Source organism: Amycolatopsis roodepoortensis, assembly GCF_024628825.1.
GTDB lineage: Bacteria > Actinomycetota > Actinomycetes > Mycobacteriales > Pseudonocardiaceae > Amycolatopsis > Amycolatopsis roodepoortensis.
This window is the reverse complement of record NZ_CP102415.1, coordinates 7,137,482-7,150,312: the sequence shown is the minus strand read 5'-3', so window position 1 is coordinate 7,150,312 and position 12,831 is coordinate 7,137,482. Positions and strand designations below refer to the sequence as shown.

The 12,831-nt window shown below is 70.5% G+C and carries 16 protein-coding genes and 1 pseudogene; 10 read left to right on the top strand and 7 right to left on the bottom strand.

What is annotated here, in order from left to right; genetic code table 11:
• The first annotated feature begins 2 nt into the window (after positions 1–2).
• Entirely contained in the window at positions 3–527 is a 525-nt protein-coding gene (locus NQK81_RS34305; protein ID WP_257484765.1) for a TetR/AcrR family transcriptional regulator, read from the top strand.
• 1 nt (position 528) lies between these two features.
• Here NQK81_RS34305 and NQK81_RS34300 read toward each other — a convergent pair whose 3' ends face one another.
• The 3 genes from NQK81_RS34300 to NQK81_RS34290 all read right to left on the bottom strand — a co-directional run bounded on the left by NQK81_RS34300 (position 529) and on the right by NQK81_RS34290 (position 3,945).
• On the bottom strand, positions 529–1,665 hold the full coding sequence (locus NQK81_RS34300; RefSeq protein WP_257484764.1) for an FAD-dependent oxidoreductase: 1,137 nt from the start codon (positions 1,663–1,665) through the stop codon (positions 529–531).
• 99 nt (positions 1,666–1,764) lie between these two features.
• The gene (locus NQK81_RS34295) at positions 1,765–3,030 is read right to left on the bottom strand and encodes a carboxylesterase/lipase family protein (RefSeq protein ID WP_257484763.1); all 1,266 of its coding nucleotides are present in this window, start codon (positions 3,028–3,030) and stop codon (positions 1,765–1,767) included.
• Between the two features lie 9 nt (positions 3,031–3,039).
• On the bottom strand, positions 3,040–3,945 hold the full coding sequence (locus NQK81_RS34290; protein ID WP_257484762.1) for an MBL fold metallo-hydrolase: 906 nt from the start codon (positions 3,943–3,945) through the stop codon (positions 3,040–3,042).
• A 102-nt stretch (positions 3,946–4,047) separates the two neighbouring features.
• Between NQK81_RS34290 and NQK81_RS34285 the strand changes: the two are divergent.
• A pseudogene (locus NQK81_RS34285) lies at positions 4,048–4,818 on the top strand (helix-turn-helix domain-containing protein); the annotation flags it as partial.
• Between the two features lie 72 nt (positions 4,819–4,890).
• Here the strand turns inward: NQK81_RS34285 and NQK81_RS34280 are convergent.
• Positions 4,891–5,262: a VOC family protein gene (locus tag NQK81_RS34280; RefSeq protein WP_257484761.1), complete on the bottom strand. Its 372-nt coding sequence runs from the start codon at positions 5,260–5,262 to the stop codon at positions 4,891–4,893.
• 53 nt (positions 5,263–5,315) lie between these two features.
• On the opposite strand from NQK81_RS34280, the gene NQK81_RS34275 reads away from it, so the two are divergent.
• Positions 5,316–5,765, top strand: a complete 450-nt coding sequence (locus NQK81_RS34275) for a MarR family winged helix-turn-helix transcriptional regulator (protein WP_257484760.1) — start codon at positions 5,316–5,318, stop codon at positions 5,763–5,765.
• Position 5,766: 1 nt separating this feature from the next.
• On the opposite strand, the gene NQK81_RS34270 is transcribed toward NQK81_RS34275, so the two are convergent.
• On the bottom strand, positions 5,767–6,201 hold the full coding sequence (locus tag NQK81_RS34270) for a hypothetical protein (protein WP_257484759.1): 435 nt from the start codon (positions 6,199–6,201) through the stop codon (positions 5,767–5,769).
• A 128-nt stretch (positions 6,202–6,329) separates the two neighbouring features.
• Between NQK81_RS34270 and NQK81_RS34265 the strand changes: the two genes are divergently transcribed.
• From NQK81_RS34265 to NQK81_RS34255, 3 genes are read left to right on the top strand one after another with little or no spacing between them, the layout of a single operon-like run.
• Entirely contained in the window at positions 6,330–6,749 is a 420-nt protein-coding gene (locus NQK81_RS34265) for a nuclear transport factor 2 family protein (RefSeq protein WP_257484758.1), read from the top strand.
• A gap of 10 nt (positions 6,750–6,759) precedes the next feature.
• On the top strand, positions 6,760–7,416 hold the full coding sequence (gene lexA, locus NQK81_RS34260) for a transcriptional repressor LexA (RefSeq protein WP_257484757.1): 657 nt from the start codon (positions 6,760–6,762) through the stop codon (positions 7,414–7,416).
• Between the two features lie 37 nt (positions 7,417–7,453).
• Positions 7,454–7,795 carry a VOC family protein gene (locus tag NQK81_RS34255; protein WP_257484756.1) on the top strand — a complete coding sequence of 114 codons (342 nt, stop codon included), beginning with the start codon at positions 7,454–7,456 and terminating at the stop codon, positions 7,793–7,795.
• A gap of 2 nt (positions 7,796–7,797) precedes the next feature.
• Here NQK81_RS34255 and NQK81_RS34250 read toward each other — a convergent pair whose 3' ends face one another.
• Positions 7,798–8,145, bottom strand: coding sequence for a DoxX family protein (locus tag NQK81_RS34250; protein WP_038509265.1), 348 nt, complete (start codon positions 8,143–8,145; stop codon positions 7,798–7,800).
• Positions 8,146–8,395: 250 nt separating this feature from the next.
• Between NQK81_RS34250 and NQK81_RS34245 the strand changes: the two genes are divergently transcribed.
• The 4 genes from NQK81_RS34245 to NQK81_RS34230 are packed head-to-tail and all read left to right on the top strand — an operon-like array spanning position 8,396 to position 11,403.
• Positions 8,396–9,004, top strand: a complete 609-nt coding sequence (locus NQK81_RS34245; RefSeq protein WP_257484755.1) for a TetR/AcrR family transcriptional regulator — start codon at positions 8,396–8,398, stop codon at positions 9,002–9,004.
• Position 9,005: 1 nt separating this feature from the next.
• On the top strand, positions 9,006–9,662 hold the full coding sequence (locus tag NQK81_RS34240; RefSeq protein ID WP_034315833.1) for an enoyl-CoA hydratase/isomerase family protein: 657 nt from the start codon (positions 9,006–9,008) through the stop codon (positions 9,660–9,662).
• A 5-nt stretch (positions 9,663–9,667) separates the two neighbouring features.
• Complete coding sequence (locus NQK81_RS34235; RefSeq protein WP_257484754.1) at positions 9,668–10,606, top strand: sigma-70 family RNA polymerase sigma factor; 939 nt, start codon at positions 9,668–9,670, stop codon at positions 10,604–10,606.
• A gap of 2 nt (positions 10,607–10,608) precedes the next feature.
• The gene (locus NQK81_RS34230) at positions 10,609–11,403 is read left to right on the top strand and encodes an alpha/beta hydrolase (RefSeq protein WP_257484753.1); all 795 of its coding nucleotides are present in this window, start codon (positions 10,609–10,611) and stop codon (positions 11,401–11,403) included.
• Positions 11,404–11,408: 5 nt separating this feature from the next.
• Here the strand turns inward: NQK81_RS34230 and NQK81_RS34225 are convergent, their stop codons facing one another.
• The gene (locus NQK81_RS34225) at positions 11,409–12,395 is read right to left on the bottom strand and encodes an acyl-CoA desaturase (protein ID WP_257484752.1); all 987 of its coding nucleotides are present in this window, start codon (positions 12,393–12,395) and stop codon (positions 11,409–11,411) included.
• Positions 12,396–12,831 lie beyond the last annotated feature (436 nt).

Genomic DNA, 12,831 nt, shown 5'->3' with positions numbered 1-12,831 from the left:
GCATGGGACAACGAGAGGACCTCCTCGACGGGGCCAAGCGCTGCCTGGTCGAACGCGGCTACGCGCACACCACCGCGCGGGACATCACCGCCGCATCCGGCGCGAACCTCGGCTCCATCGGGTACCACTTCGGCTCCAAAGAGGCCCTCATGAACGAGGCCATGATCGAGCTTTCCACCGAAGCGGTGGAGCGGCTGCGGGAGCCGGAGGGCGCTTCACCCCTCGCCACCTGGCAGAACCTTGTCGGCTCGTTCGCCGAGCAGCGCGACCTGTGGACCGCGGTCCTGGAGAGCGCGACGCAGGCCATCCGTTTCCCGGACCTCCGCGAACGGCTCGCCGATGCCCAGGACGAAGCCCGGAAGGTTCTCGGCGAGCGGCTGTCTCCCACCGATGCCGACGCGGCGGGAGCCGTCCAGCTCGCCCTCATCGTGGGCGTGATGATGCAGCACCTCGTCGACCCGGAGCGGGCCCCCGGCGCGGAAAAGATCGTCCGCGGCCTGGAGGCCCTCGCCGGCGGCAAGGCCTGACTCAGGCCTTCCGTTCCTCGACTCCGAACAAGTTCAGCAGCCGCTCGGGGATGTCGTCCCCGAAGATGCTTTCGAGCAGGAAGTCCTCCTCCATGGGCGTTTCACAGCGGACGAACATGGCCTGCTCGTACTCGGCGAGAGCCGTCTCGACGTCGCCGGGACGCGCCGCGAGGGCTTTGGCGAGTTCGGCGCCGTCGAGCATCGCCAGGTTGGCGCCTTCCCCGTTCGCCAGCGCGAGATGCGCGGCGTCGCCGAGCAACGTCACTCCGGGAACGCGTTCCCACCGCAGCCCGGACGGCAAGGCGAAGGCGGGGCGATGGATCGGCGCGACGTCGCTTTCGGTGATCAGCGCGGTGAGCTCGGGCGACCAGCCGTCGAACTCCGCCGCGATCCGCGCCTTGGCGGCTTCGGCGTCGGTGAAGTCGATGGCGTCGAACCACTCCAACGGCTTGCTCAGCTCCACATAGGCGTGCAGCGTGTCACCGCTTTCCCGGTGGGCGTTGATACTCGCGCCCTCCGTGGCCCCGGTCCCGAACATCGATCCGCCCCCGACCGTCTTCGCCACGGCGACATGCCGGGTTTCGGAGTCGTACAGGTAGGTCTCGATGTAGGAGCTGCCGGAGTATTCGGGTACGGCGCCGGTGAGCAGCGGCCGGATCCGCGACCAGGCCCCGTCCGCGCCGACCAGGAGACCCGTGACGACGGTGGTGCCGTCGTCGAAGGCGACCTCGTGGCGGCCGTCGCCGAGCGTCCGGGCGCCGACGGCCTTGCGCCCCCACCGGACGGTGCCCGCCGGGAGCGAATCGAGCAGCATCCGCCGCAGGTCCCCGCGTTGCGCCTCGGGGCGCCCGCCCGTGCCGTCGTCGCCCCGTTCGAACAGGACGGTCCCGTCCGACTCCAGGACCCGCAGCGCCTGGCGACCTTCCAGGACGATGCCGCGGAACTCGTCCATGAGCCCGGCGGCTTCGAGGGCGAGCTGCCCGTTGTAGTCGTGGATGTCGAGCATCCCGCCCTGCAGGCGCGAAGTCGGAGACGCCTCCGCTTCGAAGACCTCGGCCGGGATGCCGTGGACGTGCAGGACCCTCGCCAGGGTGAGCCCGCCGAGACCGGCGCCGATGATCGTGACAGGTGTGTACATGATGACCCCTCGGATCGCTTCTGGAATGACATTCCAGAGCGTGCTCCCGGCCGCTGGCAGGCGGCGCACACGACGCTGGCACCGGTCTGGCAGGCGCTGTCAGCCGAAGAATTCGACGGTGTCCGCAGACCAGCCGGGGTCGCCGGTCCTCGCGAAGGCGACCCACGCGCCGTGCATCCTTGCCGCGAGACCTTCCGGGGCGGGATCGGGCCCGAGCAGGCCCGCCTCCCCGTGCAGCCACGGCTCACCGGCGACGTCGAAGACGAACGGCAGCTCGACGGTGTGGGCGGCGCCGAGCTGGCCGTTCAACGCCGTCGAGCGATGACCGAACGAGTACCGGTGGGTGCGGCCGCCCGAGATCCGCGCGTGCGCCGTCGCCAGCCGCTCGGTACCGGCGCCGAACAGCGTGTGCCCGAGATCCGGCCGGCCGTAAAGGTTTCCTTCCTCGGTGTTGGTGCCGATGAGCAGGGCGACGTCGCCGTGGAGAGGACCGTCGGCGGGCTGGACCGGCGCGACGAGACTGAACGGGCTCAGCCCGGCCAGCGGATCCTCGGCGGTTCCGGTCCGCAGATCGAGACCGGCCAGTGCGGGCAGGATCTCCACGAACCGTTCGTCCGGGATCTCTCCGAACGCTCGCGCGGTGGGCTCGGTTCCCAGCGCCGAAGCGGCCGCCGCGGTGACCCGGGCGGCCTGCTCCGGGGTGAAGGCGCCGGTTCCGCTGCCGCTCTGGACGATCGCCCGGCGGAACGTTCCCTTGGCCTCCGGCGTCGCGAGCAGCGCGCCGGTGAGCGTGGCCCCCGCGGATTGCCCGAAGACGGTGACGTTGCCCGGATCGCCCCCGAACACCGCGATCGTGTCCCGCACCCAGCCGAGCGCGGCGAGCACGTCGAGCAGCCCGCGGTTGGGCGGGGCGCCGTCCAGGTCGAGGAATCCGGGGACGCCGAGGCGATAGTTCACCTTCACCAGGACAACGCCGTCGCGTGAGAACGCTCTTCCGTCGTACAGCGCCGCGCGGGCCGAACCGGTGACGAAGCCGCCGCCGTGCACGAACACCATGACCGGGCGGCGGCCGCCGTCCGCTGCGGGCGTCCGGACGTCGACGGTGAGGTACTCGTCGCCGCGCACCCAGCCGGGTCCGAAATACGGGGTCATGTCGAGCCCGCCGAAGTCGCGCACCGGCTGGGGAGCCGTCGGCCCGGGCCGCGTGCCGTCGCGGACGCCGGGCCAGCCCGGATGCGGCGACGGCGGGAGGAAGCGGCCAGGTCCGGTCGGCGCCGCCGCGTACGGGACGGCCTGGTAGAGCTCACCGAAGGAGTCGCGGCGGCCGCGCACGACACCGGACGGGGTTTGTGCTCGTACGTACACGAAAACTCCTCAGGAGAGGGCGGAGAACCCGGCCCACCGCGCGATCGCGAACTTCGATCCCCGGCGCTCGACCCGCAGAGCGCCCTGAGCACCGAAATGCGCGGGGAAGACGAGAGCGTTGTCGTCGGCGGCCTGGCCGAGCAGTTTGTGCCGGGTGGCACGGGATCCCGCCGGGTCTTCGCAATAGGGCGAATTGGTGTCCGGCTCCACGATCTGCAGCGCGGTGTGCACGAGGTCGCCCACGAACAACGCCCGCTCCCCACCCGATTCCAGGGTCAGCACGGACGAGCCGGGGGTGTGGCCGGGCGCGAGGTCCAGCCGCAGATTCCGGTCGATGCGGTGCGTGCCGTCCCACAGGCGGGCCAGCCCAGCCTCGTGCACCGGCGCGACACTGTCCTCGAAGACGTTCTGATTTCCCCGCCCCAGCACGGAATCGTGCGCTTCGGCCGGATTCCAGAAGTCGAAGTCGGGCCGCGGCATCAGATACTCGGCGTTCGGGAAGGTCGGCACCCAGGTGCGGCCGTCGAGCCGCGTGTTCCAGCCGACGTGGTCGATGTGCAGATGGGTGTTGACCACGACGTCGACGTCCTCGGGCCGCACCCCGGCGGCCGCGAGGTTGTCGAGGTAGGCGGTGTCGAGGCGGTTCCACACCGCCGCGTAGGGCCGGTCCTTGTGGTTGCCGACCCCGGTGTCGACGAGGACCGTGCGTCCTTCGCTGCGGATCAGCCAGGACTGCAGCGCCGTGCGGCACTCGTTCGTCTCGGGGTTCCAGAAGTCGGGCGCCAGCCAGTCGCGGTGTTCGTCCCACGCGCCGCCGGGGCTGTCCGGCATGAATTCGGCAGGCGTCATGCCGAGCGAACCGTAGAACTCCTTGACCCGGGTGACGGTGACGTCTCCGATGGTGATCTCATCCATGTCACCGAGCCTGGAGGCCGGTGAGCGCCCGGGCCACGCCCCGCTTTTCCTCCCACTGGGAGGGTGTGGCCGGCAGTGGCCGCACCACGGATACTCGGGTCCATGGACGGACCTGGCCCGCTCGGCGACTTTCTGCGGGCGCGACGAGCCCGGCTGCGCCCGGAAGACGTCGGTTTGCGTGACTTCGGAGTACGCCGCCGGGTGGCCGGGCTGCGGCGGGAGGAACTGGCCCAGCTCGCGGGCGTCAGCGTCTCCTACTACGCGCGGCTGGAGCAGGGCATGTCGCGCGGCGCCTCGGCCGAAGTGCTCGACGCCATCGCCCGCGCGCTCCGGCTCGACGGCCACGAACGCGAACACCTCGAACGGCTCGCCACCGCCGCCCGCCGCGTCCCGCGGGCACGCCGTCCACGGCCCGAGAAGCTCCACGACGAGACACGGGATCTCCTGGGCACCGTCGACGCTCCGGCCCTGGTGCTCGGCCGCCGCTCGGACGTCCTGGCGTGGAACGCCCTCGGCCACGCCCTGCTGGGCGGGCATCTGGACTTCCACGCGCCGGACGACCCGGCGCGACGGCCGAACATGAGCCGGCTGCTGTTCCTGGACCCGCACTGCCGGGATCTGTACGCCGACTGGAAGCGGAAGATCCGCGCGGTGGTCGGCAACCTGCGGATCGCCGTCGGCAAGTATCCCGAAGACCCGCTGCTCGCGGAGCTGATCGGCGAGCTGACGATGAAGAGCCCCGAGTTCGTCTCGCTCTGGAGCGACCATCGCGTGCGGCCCTGTGACGCCGAAAGCTACGAACTGCGGCATCCGGTCGTCGGTTCGGTCACGGTGACCCAGCAGACCCTGTCGATCGCCCGTTCACCGGATCAGCTGCTGATCGTGTGCACGACCCCCACCGGCTCGTCCGACGCGCAAGCCCTCACCCTGCTGCGGCAGGCGGGCTCAGCCCTTGTCGTGCACGGTGATCGCGTAGCCGTCCGGGTCCGCGAAGGCGAACGTGCGGCCGAAGGGCCCGTCGAACGGCTCCGTGAGGATGGTGACGCCGGCGCCGGCCAGCCGGTCGTGCAGCCCCTGCGCGTCGTCGGCGTGCAGCCACATCGCCACCCCTGATCCCGGCCGCGGGGAGATGGCGTCGAGATCCGTGCCCGGCACGGGTTCCCGCACCGCGAACGGGATCGTCTTCGTGCCGAACACCACCGCGTGCGGCGGTGCGACGGGCAGTCTGCTCAGCCCGAGGTGGGTTTCGTAGAACGCGGCGGCGCGGTCGAGGTCGCGTACCTGCAGCGAGAAGAAATCGGGTCCGGTCACGGTCATGTCGTCCTCCATGTCAGTGTGTTGACATAAGCAACGTATGTCATGATGCTGACATGAGTCAAGGCGAGCAGGTCGGGCCGCTGGACCAGGCGGTGGGATACATGCTGAAACGAGCGGCGACGGCGCTCCGGACGGCGATGGACACCGCGTTGCGCCCCCTCGATCTGACCGTGCCGCAGTACTCCTGTCTCGAAGTGCTGTCGCAACGGCCGGGGCTGTCCAACGCGGAACTGGCCAGGGCCGTGTTCGTCACCCGGCAGTCGATGAACCTGGTCCTGCGCGGACTGCAGGACCGAGGGCTCATCACCCGCCCGGCGACGGCGCCTCAGGGCCGGGCCCTGCCCAGCACGCTCACCCCCGAGGGACGCGAACGGCTCCGCGCCGCAAGCGGCGCCGTGCGAGCGGTCCAGGACCGGATGCTCACGCCGTTTTCGGCGGACGAGCGAGACCGGCTGCTGCACGACCTCGCCGCCTGCGCCGACGCGCTCACCCCCGAAGAGTGACTCAGGACCGCTTGCTCACCAACGTCTCCGGCTTGAACGCGTACACGTCGGCGCCCTGGACCAGCACGTGCCATTCACCGCAGACCTTGTCGGTCCGGCTCTCCTGCCCGGCAGGCCACCACTGGGCGGCGAGGGTGGCCGCCTGGGTCGCGGCCGCCCCCGGCACGCAGACGCTGGGCAGCGTCCCGCCGGTGAATTTCAGGAGCCGCTCCGAACCCGTGGTCCGGATGACCTCCGTGATCGACGTCGCCCCGTCCGGCACCCACTCCGGCAGACGGGCGTCCGCGTCCCGCTTTCCCTCCGCGCCGGTCGCGTAGCCGACCGTCTTGACGTGTCCGTTCGCCTTTTCGGTCAGCCCTTCCTTGAGACCGCATCCGGACAGGGCGACCGTGGCCGTCGCGGCGGCGAGGACCGCCGCGGTGATCTTCGTGTTCATACGATCGAGTCAACCTCGCGGAAACCTCGGCGGGATCGGACTTTCGGCCCGCCCTGGCCGCCATCCGGCCGATCTCCACGACGGATAACCGCCAGCGTCCGGCGGCGCCGCGCGTCACAGTGGTCGTCGTGACGACGACACCAGACGCCCTGTCCGTGCTCAAGGGCATGTACGCGGCGGAAGCCGAGTACCTCGCCGCGGGCGGCGCCACCTTCGCGCCGCTCGCCCCGTTCTTCTCCCCAGGCGTGGTGCTGCACCAGGCGGATTCCCTGCCCTACGGCGGAATCTGGCGCGGCCACGACGGCATTGAGCGGTTCTTCACCGCGATGAGCGACACCTGGGACGTCTTCGACATGGTGGAGCAGAGCTTCCTGAGCGAGACCAGCCCCCTGGTCGTGCTGACCCACGTGCACGCCCGCGCCAGGGCCACCGGCGACGAGCTCGATTTCCCGATCCTGCAGACGATCACCGTCGAGGACGGGCGCATCACCGAGGTGCGGCCGTTCTACTGGGACACCGCGGCGATCGCGGCTGCCTGTACGAACTAACATTCCGATGATGACCGCCTACCAAGATCCCGAGCTGTTCGAGGAAGCCGCTTCCCTGCCGGAACGGCAACAGAAGATCCTGCTGACCATCCGCGAATGGGTGATGGAGTACGGATACTCGCCGAGCACGCGCGAGATCGGCGAAGCGGTCGGGCTGCGTTCGACGTCCTCGGTGTCGAAGCACCTCGCGGCCTTGGAGGAGAAGGGTTTCCTCCGCCGCAGCAGCTCGATCTCCCGCCCCATCGACGTCCGCGCCTTCCTGCACGGCACCTCGTCGAAGGCGTCCACAGAGGACTCCGTGCCGGTCCCCGTCGTCGGTGACATCGCCGCGGGAACGCCCATCTCGGCCGTCGAGCACGTCGACGACGTGATGACCCTTCCGCGTGAACTCACCGGGCGCGGCAACGTCTTCGGGCTGCGGGTGCGCGGTGATTCGATGATCGACGCGGCGATCTGCGACGGCGACATCGTCGTGGTGAAGCAGCAGCAGGAGGCGCACTCCGGCCAGATCGTCGCCGCGATGATCGACGAGGAGGCCACGGTCAAGGTGTACCGCCGCCGCGACGGCCACGTGTACCTCGAACCGCGCAACCCCGCCTACGACGTCATCGACGGCGACCGCGCGAGCGTGCTCGGCGTCGTGGTGTCGGTCCTGCGCAGCGTCTGACATTTTCTGTCGGTGGTCCGGGGTAGCTTCGGCGCCCATGTACGAAATCGACTTCGTCGAGTTCCCGTCGAGTTCGGCGGCGGGCTCGGGCAGGTTCTTCGAAAAGGCCTTCGGGTGGACGGCGGCGGCGTACGGCCCGGCGTACACCGACGTCCAGGGCGGCGGCGTGGTCTCGTTCGGCTTCCAGCAGGACACCGCGCAGCGGACGGCCGCGCCGCTGGTGACGATCCGCACCGACGACCTCGAACGGGCGAAGGCTTCCGTCGAGGCCGCCGGCGGGGTCGTCACGGCCGAGCCGTTCTCGTTCCCCGGCGGGCGCCGGTTCCACTTCCGCGAGCCCGGCGGCGCCGAACTCGCGGTGTGGACCCCGGATTCCTGACCTCAAGCGGCGAAGCCGAGCACCAACGAGGCGGCGACGGGTGCCATGTACATCAGCGGGAACGCGACGTGCGACGGCCAGTGCGCGCGGAGCACGGTGATCACGGCGCCGGTGAAGTAGAGCACCAGGCCGATCCCGGCCGCGACGCCGAGCGCGGGCACCCACAGGCCGGCGATCAGGCCGAGCGCGCCCGCCGCCTTGGCGACGCCGAGCGGCGTCCACCAACCGCGGGGGACGCCGTAGTCGGCCAGCGGCTGCACCACCCACTTGGCACGGAAGAAGATCGAGGCGGCCGAGAACGCGGCCATGAACGCTCCGACGACGGTGACGATGACATAGGCGGTGGTCATTTCGGTTTCTCCTCGGGTTCTCGGTGGTTCAGCGGGTTGACCCCGGCCGCACGCCGGATGTGACAACCTGGCGGCGGAGGTGGACATGACCCACGTCACATCCCGCGACGGCACCCCGATCGCCGGTGAACGGGCGGGCTCCGGGCCCGCCGTCGTCCTGGTCGGCGGCGGGCGCCCTCTCTCCTGGCGCACGTTTTAGAGCGACTGCTCTCTTATTGTTTTGGAGCAAGCGCTCTGTTACCGTCGCCCCATGCCCCGCCCCCGCGTGCACGACCTCGACCGGCTGCTCGACGCGGCCGAGCGCCTGGTCGTCGAGGCCGGCGCCCAGGGCGTCACCGTCCGGTCGCTCGCGACCGCCGCCGGGGTGTCCAACGGCACGATCTATCACGCCTTCGGCTCGCTCGGCGCCTTGCTGGCCCGCGTCTGGCTGCGCGCGGCGGGCGAGTTCCTCGACCTCCAGACCGAGCTGGCCGATCAAGCGGAAGACCCCGCCGCGGCGGTCGTCGCCGCCGCGAGCGCGCCGGCCCTGTTCGCCGACCGAAGGCCCGAGGCCGCCCGCCTGCTCATCACGGTCAAGAAGGAGCACCTGCTCGGCCCGCAGGTCCCCGACGATCTCGCCGGAGATCTCCTGGCGCTCGACAAACGCCTGATCGCGCTCCTGGTCCGGCTCGCCGGACGGCTCTGGGACCGGCAGGACGCGCAGGCCGTCGAGGTGCTCACCACCTGCGTCGTCGATCTGCCGACGGCCCTGTTCCGCCGCGCGTTCACCGCGGGCGAGCCGATCTCCGAAGACTCCCGCACCCGGCTCGCCGCCGCGGTGCGCGCCATACTCCTGCTCCCGCCCCCACGAAAGGACTGACATGCCCACGCTGCGCCACGACGCCCCGGTGTTCCTGCTGGACCTCGGAGACGACGAGAACCGCTTTTCGCCTTCCTGGCTGGAAACCGTCCATTCCCAGCTGGACACCGTCGTCGCCTATCCGGATCCGGCCGTGCTGGTCACCGTCGGCTCCGGGAAGTTCTACTCGAACGGCCTCGACCTCGATTGGCTCACCAGCAACCCCGCCCAGGCCGCGCAGTACGTCGCCGACGTCCACGAACTGCTGGCCCGCGTGCTCACCCTCGGCGTGCACACGGTCGCCGCGATCAACGGGCACGCGTTCGGCGCCGGGGCCATGCTGGCGATGGCGCACGACTTCCGGGTGATGCGCGCCGACCGCGGGTACTTCTGTTTCCCCGAAGCGGATATCAACATCCCGTTCACGCCGGGGATGGCGGCGCTGATCCAGGGCAAGCTCACCCCCGCCGCCGCGATCGCGTCGATGACCACGGGCCGCCGGTTCGGCGGGACGGACGCGCGGGACCTGGGGCTCGTCGACGCGGTCGCCGAGAAGCCCGCGTTGCTGGAGTACGCGGCCGATCTCGTCCGCCCGCTGGCGGGCAAGGATCGCGGCACGCTGTCCGCGATCAAGACGACGATGTTCACCCCGGCCGTCACCGCGCTTCGCGCCAAGTAGCCGTCGTGCCCACCGACGACGCGGAGTTCGATCGCCTGGTCGAGCCACTGCGCCGCGAACTGCACGCCCACTGCTATCGGCTGCTCGGCTCGGTCCACGACGCCGACGACGCGCTGCAGGACGCGCTCCTGCGGGCCTGGCGGGGGATGGACCGGTTCGAGGGCCGCGGCTCGATGCGCACCTGGCTCTACACCATCGTCACCCGCACCTGCCTGGACGTCGTGGCCGCTCGCGGCAAGCGGGCCTTGCCGATGGACCTGGGCCCGTCGAGCGAGCAGGTCGTGCTCGAAGACGCCCCGGTGACCGAGGTGGCGTGGCTCGGCCCGTACCCGGACGCGCCGGACGCCCGGTACGAGCGGCGCGAAGCCATCGAGCTGGCCTTCGTCGCCGCATTGCAGCACCTGCCGGGCAACCAGCGGGCCGCGCTGGTGCTCTTCGACGTCCTCGGTTTCTCCGCCGCCGAAATAGCATCCACAATGGACACTTCGGTCGCGGCGGTGAACAGCGCGCTGCAACGCGCGCGGGCGATCGTGGCCGAGAAGGTCCCGCCGCCCGAGAGGCTCCAAGACACCAAGGCACGCGAGATCGCCGCGGGCTTCGCCTCCGCGCTGGAGCGTGGCGACACCGACGCGCTCGTGGCGTTGCTGACCAAGGACGTCACCTGGTCCATGCCACCGCTCACGCACTGGTACAGCGGCATCGACGCGGTGACCGGCTTCGCCGTCGCGGTCCCGCTGGGCCGGTGCCCGAGCTGGCGCACCGAGGTCCTCACCGCCAACGGGCAGCCCGCCGTCGCCTGCTACCTGGGCGAATCGGCCGACGCCGTCCATCGCGCCTGGTCCATCAACGTGCTCACCCCGCGCGGAGACCGGATCGGCGAGATCACCTCGTTCCTCGACGCGGACCTGTTCGCGCGGTTCGGCCTTCCCCCGGCGAAGGCCTGAGCATGCGCAAGAGGGTGTTGATCGCGCTGGCGGTGACCGTCACCATCGTCGGCGTGGTCTTCGGTGGCGCGTTCGCCTTCCAGCGCAAGCTGATCTACCTCCCCGAGGCAGGTCCGCTCACCGGTGCCGCCGCCGTACTGCCCGGCGGCCGGGACGTCACGCTCACCACCTCGGACGGGCTGAACCTGTCGAGCTGGTACTTCCCGGTCGCCGGCGCGAAAGCGGCCGTGCTGGTCGCGCCGGGCAACGCCGGGAACCGGTCGTACCGCGTGCCGATGGCCCGCGCGCTGACCGCGCGCGGGCTCTCGGTGCTGCTCCTGGACTATCGCGGGTATGGCGGCAACCCCGGTGAGCCGTCCGAGGACGGGCTCGCGCTGGACGCCCGCGCCGCACAGGACTTCCTGGTCCGCGAGGCCGGGACGCCGCTGATCTACTTCGGCGAGAGCCTCGGCTCCGCGGTCGTCACCGAACTGGCCGCCGAGCGGCCGCCGGCAGCGCTCGTGTTGCGTTCGCCGTTCGTCGACCTCGCGTCGGTCGGGCAGCGGCACTATCCGTTCCTGCCGGTCCGCTGGCTGCTGCGGGACGAGTTCCCGACGAGGGACAACGTCGCCCGGGTGAAGGCACCGGTGACCGTCGTGTACGGCGCCGCGGACTCGATCGTCCCGGCCGAGCAGAGCCGCGCCGTGGCGCGGGCCGCCGGTGCCGAGGCGATCGAGGTCCCCGGCGCCGATCACAACGATCCGGCGTTGTCCGACGGACCGGAACTGATCGGCGCCCTCACGGGCGCGGTTCGCTGACGGGCTCAGGCCCGGTTCGCGCTCCGGCCCAGTGACAGCGCGTGGCCGGGGTTGAGCTTCCGGCGGAGGCGATCGGCCTTGGGCCAGCGGACGTCCGTCGCCCAGCCCGCCTTCTCGAACAGCCAGATCAGCCGCGCCGACATGTCGAGCTGGCCACGGCGGACACCGTGCCGGGCACCGGTGGGATCGGCGTGGTGGGAGTTGTGCCAGGACTCCCCCATCGAGGCGATGGCGAGCGGCCAGAAGTTCGCGGATTTGTCGCGGGCGGCGAACGGGCGGTCGCCGATCATGTGACAGAGCGAGTTCACCGACCAGGTGACGTGGTGCAACAGCGCCACCCGGACCAGGCTGGCCCAGAAGAACGCGGTGACCGCGCCCCACCACGACATCGTGATCACACCGCCGAGGACGGCGGGCGCGAGCAGCGTGACGACGGTGAGCAGCGGGAACAGGCGATCGATCCGGGCGATGTCACGGTCGTCGAGCAGATCGGGGGCGAACCGCTGGGCGTTGGTCTTCCTGCGGTCGAACAGCCAGCCCATATGGGCGTGCCAGAAGCCGCGGGCCAGCGCCGCCGGGGTGGTGCCGAACCGCCACGGGGAGTGCGGGTCGCCCTCGCGGTCGGCGAAGGCGTGATGGCGCCGATGGTCCGCGACCCAGCCGATGACCGGGCCCTGCATGGCCATGCTGCCGGCGACCGCGAGGGCGATCCGCAGGCCGCGGTTGGCCTTGAAGGCGCCGTGGGTGAAGTAGCGGTGGAAACCGATGGTCACGCCGAGGCCGGTGAGGAAGTAGAACCCGGCGGCCAGGCCCAGGTCCACCCAGCCGAGGCCCCAGCCCCACGCGAAGGGGACGGAGGCGGCGAGCGCCAGCAGCGGCACCACCGCGAACAGCTTGACGAGAAAGTTTTCGGTGTTGGTCTGCTCCCCGGACAACAGGGGCTGTGGCGCCTGCCGCTCTGCGCTGTCCGGGTTGTTTAGAACTGAAGTCATATCGTCACTTCTTTGTCGATGGCCAAGCTGTGCCTCTTGCCAGCCTGGTATCGGCTGTGTCAGCCGATGTCACGGCGCGACGCACGAAAGGCGACGCCCGCGACGAATTCTGCGCGAGCGTGCTTGGACAACACGACACCCAAAACGTTGGTCTATCCGGTCAACGAACGGCGCCGGCCGAAGGTTCCGGTGTGGGGTAAGAAGGTTCGCGAAAAAGATCCATGTATCGCTCCCCTTGGGGGGTCGCGGGGTCGTGGCGCTCGACCTGGGTGTCGAGCGGGTGGCTGAACAGCGCACTGTCGGTGCTGTGAGTTTTGACTGTGAAACCTTTCGGAGGGACCGCTGGGTTCGCGGTCTTCGGCGAGGCCGGGGGCGAATTCCACCCGCCTCGTGCCGGAACGGCGTCGCGCCGCGAAGGCGCCGCCATCCCCCACGA

Coding starts and splice junctions, on each gene's coding strand:
- NQK81_RS34305 (WP_257484765.1), top strand. CDS start 3: ATGGGACAACGAGAGGACCTCCTCGACGGGGCCAAGCGCTGCCTGGTC.
- NQK81_RS34300 (WP_257484764.1), bottom strand. CDS start 1,665: ATGTACACACCTGTCACGATCATCGGCGCCGGTCTCGGCGGGCTCACC.
- NQK81_RS34290 (WP_257484762.1), bottom strand. CDS start 3,945: ATGGATGAGATCACCATCGGAGACGTCACCGTCACCCGGGTCAAGGAG.
- NQK81_RS34280 (WP_257484761.1), bottom strand. CDS start 5,262: ATGACCGTGACCGGACCCGATTTCTTCTCGCTGCAGGTACGCGACCTC.
- NQK81_RS34275 (WP_257484760.1), top strand. CDS start 5,316: ATGAGTCAAGGCGAGCAGGTCGGGCCGCTGGACCAGGCGGTGGGATAC.
- NQK81_RS34270 (WP_257484759.1), bottom strand. CDS start 6,201: ATGAACACGAAGATCACCGCGGCGGTCCTCGCCGCCGCGACGGCCACG.
- lexA (WP_257484757.1), top strand. CDS start 6,760: ATGACCGCCTACCAAGATCCCGAGCTGTTCGAGGAAGCCGCTTCCCTG.
- NQK81_RS34255 (WP_257484756.1), top strand. CDS start 7,454: ATGTACGAAATCGACTTCGTCGAGTTCCCGTCGAGTTCGGCGGCGGGC.
- NQK81_RS34250 (WP_038509265.1), bottom strand. CDS start 8,145: ATGACCACCGCCTATGTCATCGTCACCGTCGTCGGAGCGTTCATGGCC.
- NQK81_RS34245 (WP_257484755.1), top strand. CDS start 8,396: ATGCCCCGCCCCCGCGTGCACGACCTCGACCGGCTGCTCGACGCGGCC.
- NQK81_RS34240 (WP_034315833.1), top strand. CDS start 9,006: ATGCCCACGCTGCGCCACGACGCCCCGGTGTTCCTGCTGGACCTCGGA.
- NQK81_RS34230 (WP_257484753.1), top strand. CDS start 10,609: ATGCGCAAGAGGGTGTTGATCGCGCTGGCGGTGACCGTCACCATCGTC.
- NQK81_RS34225 (WP_257484752.1), bottom strand. CDS start 12,395: ATGACTTCAGTTCTAAACAACCCGGACAGCGCAGAGCGGCAGGCGCCA.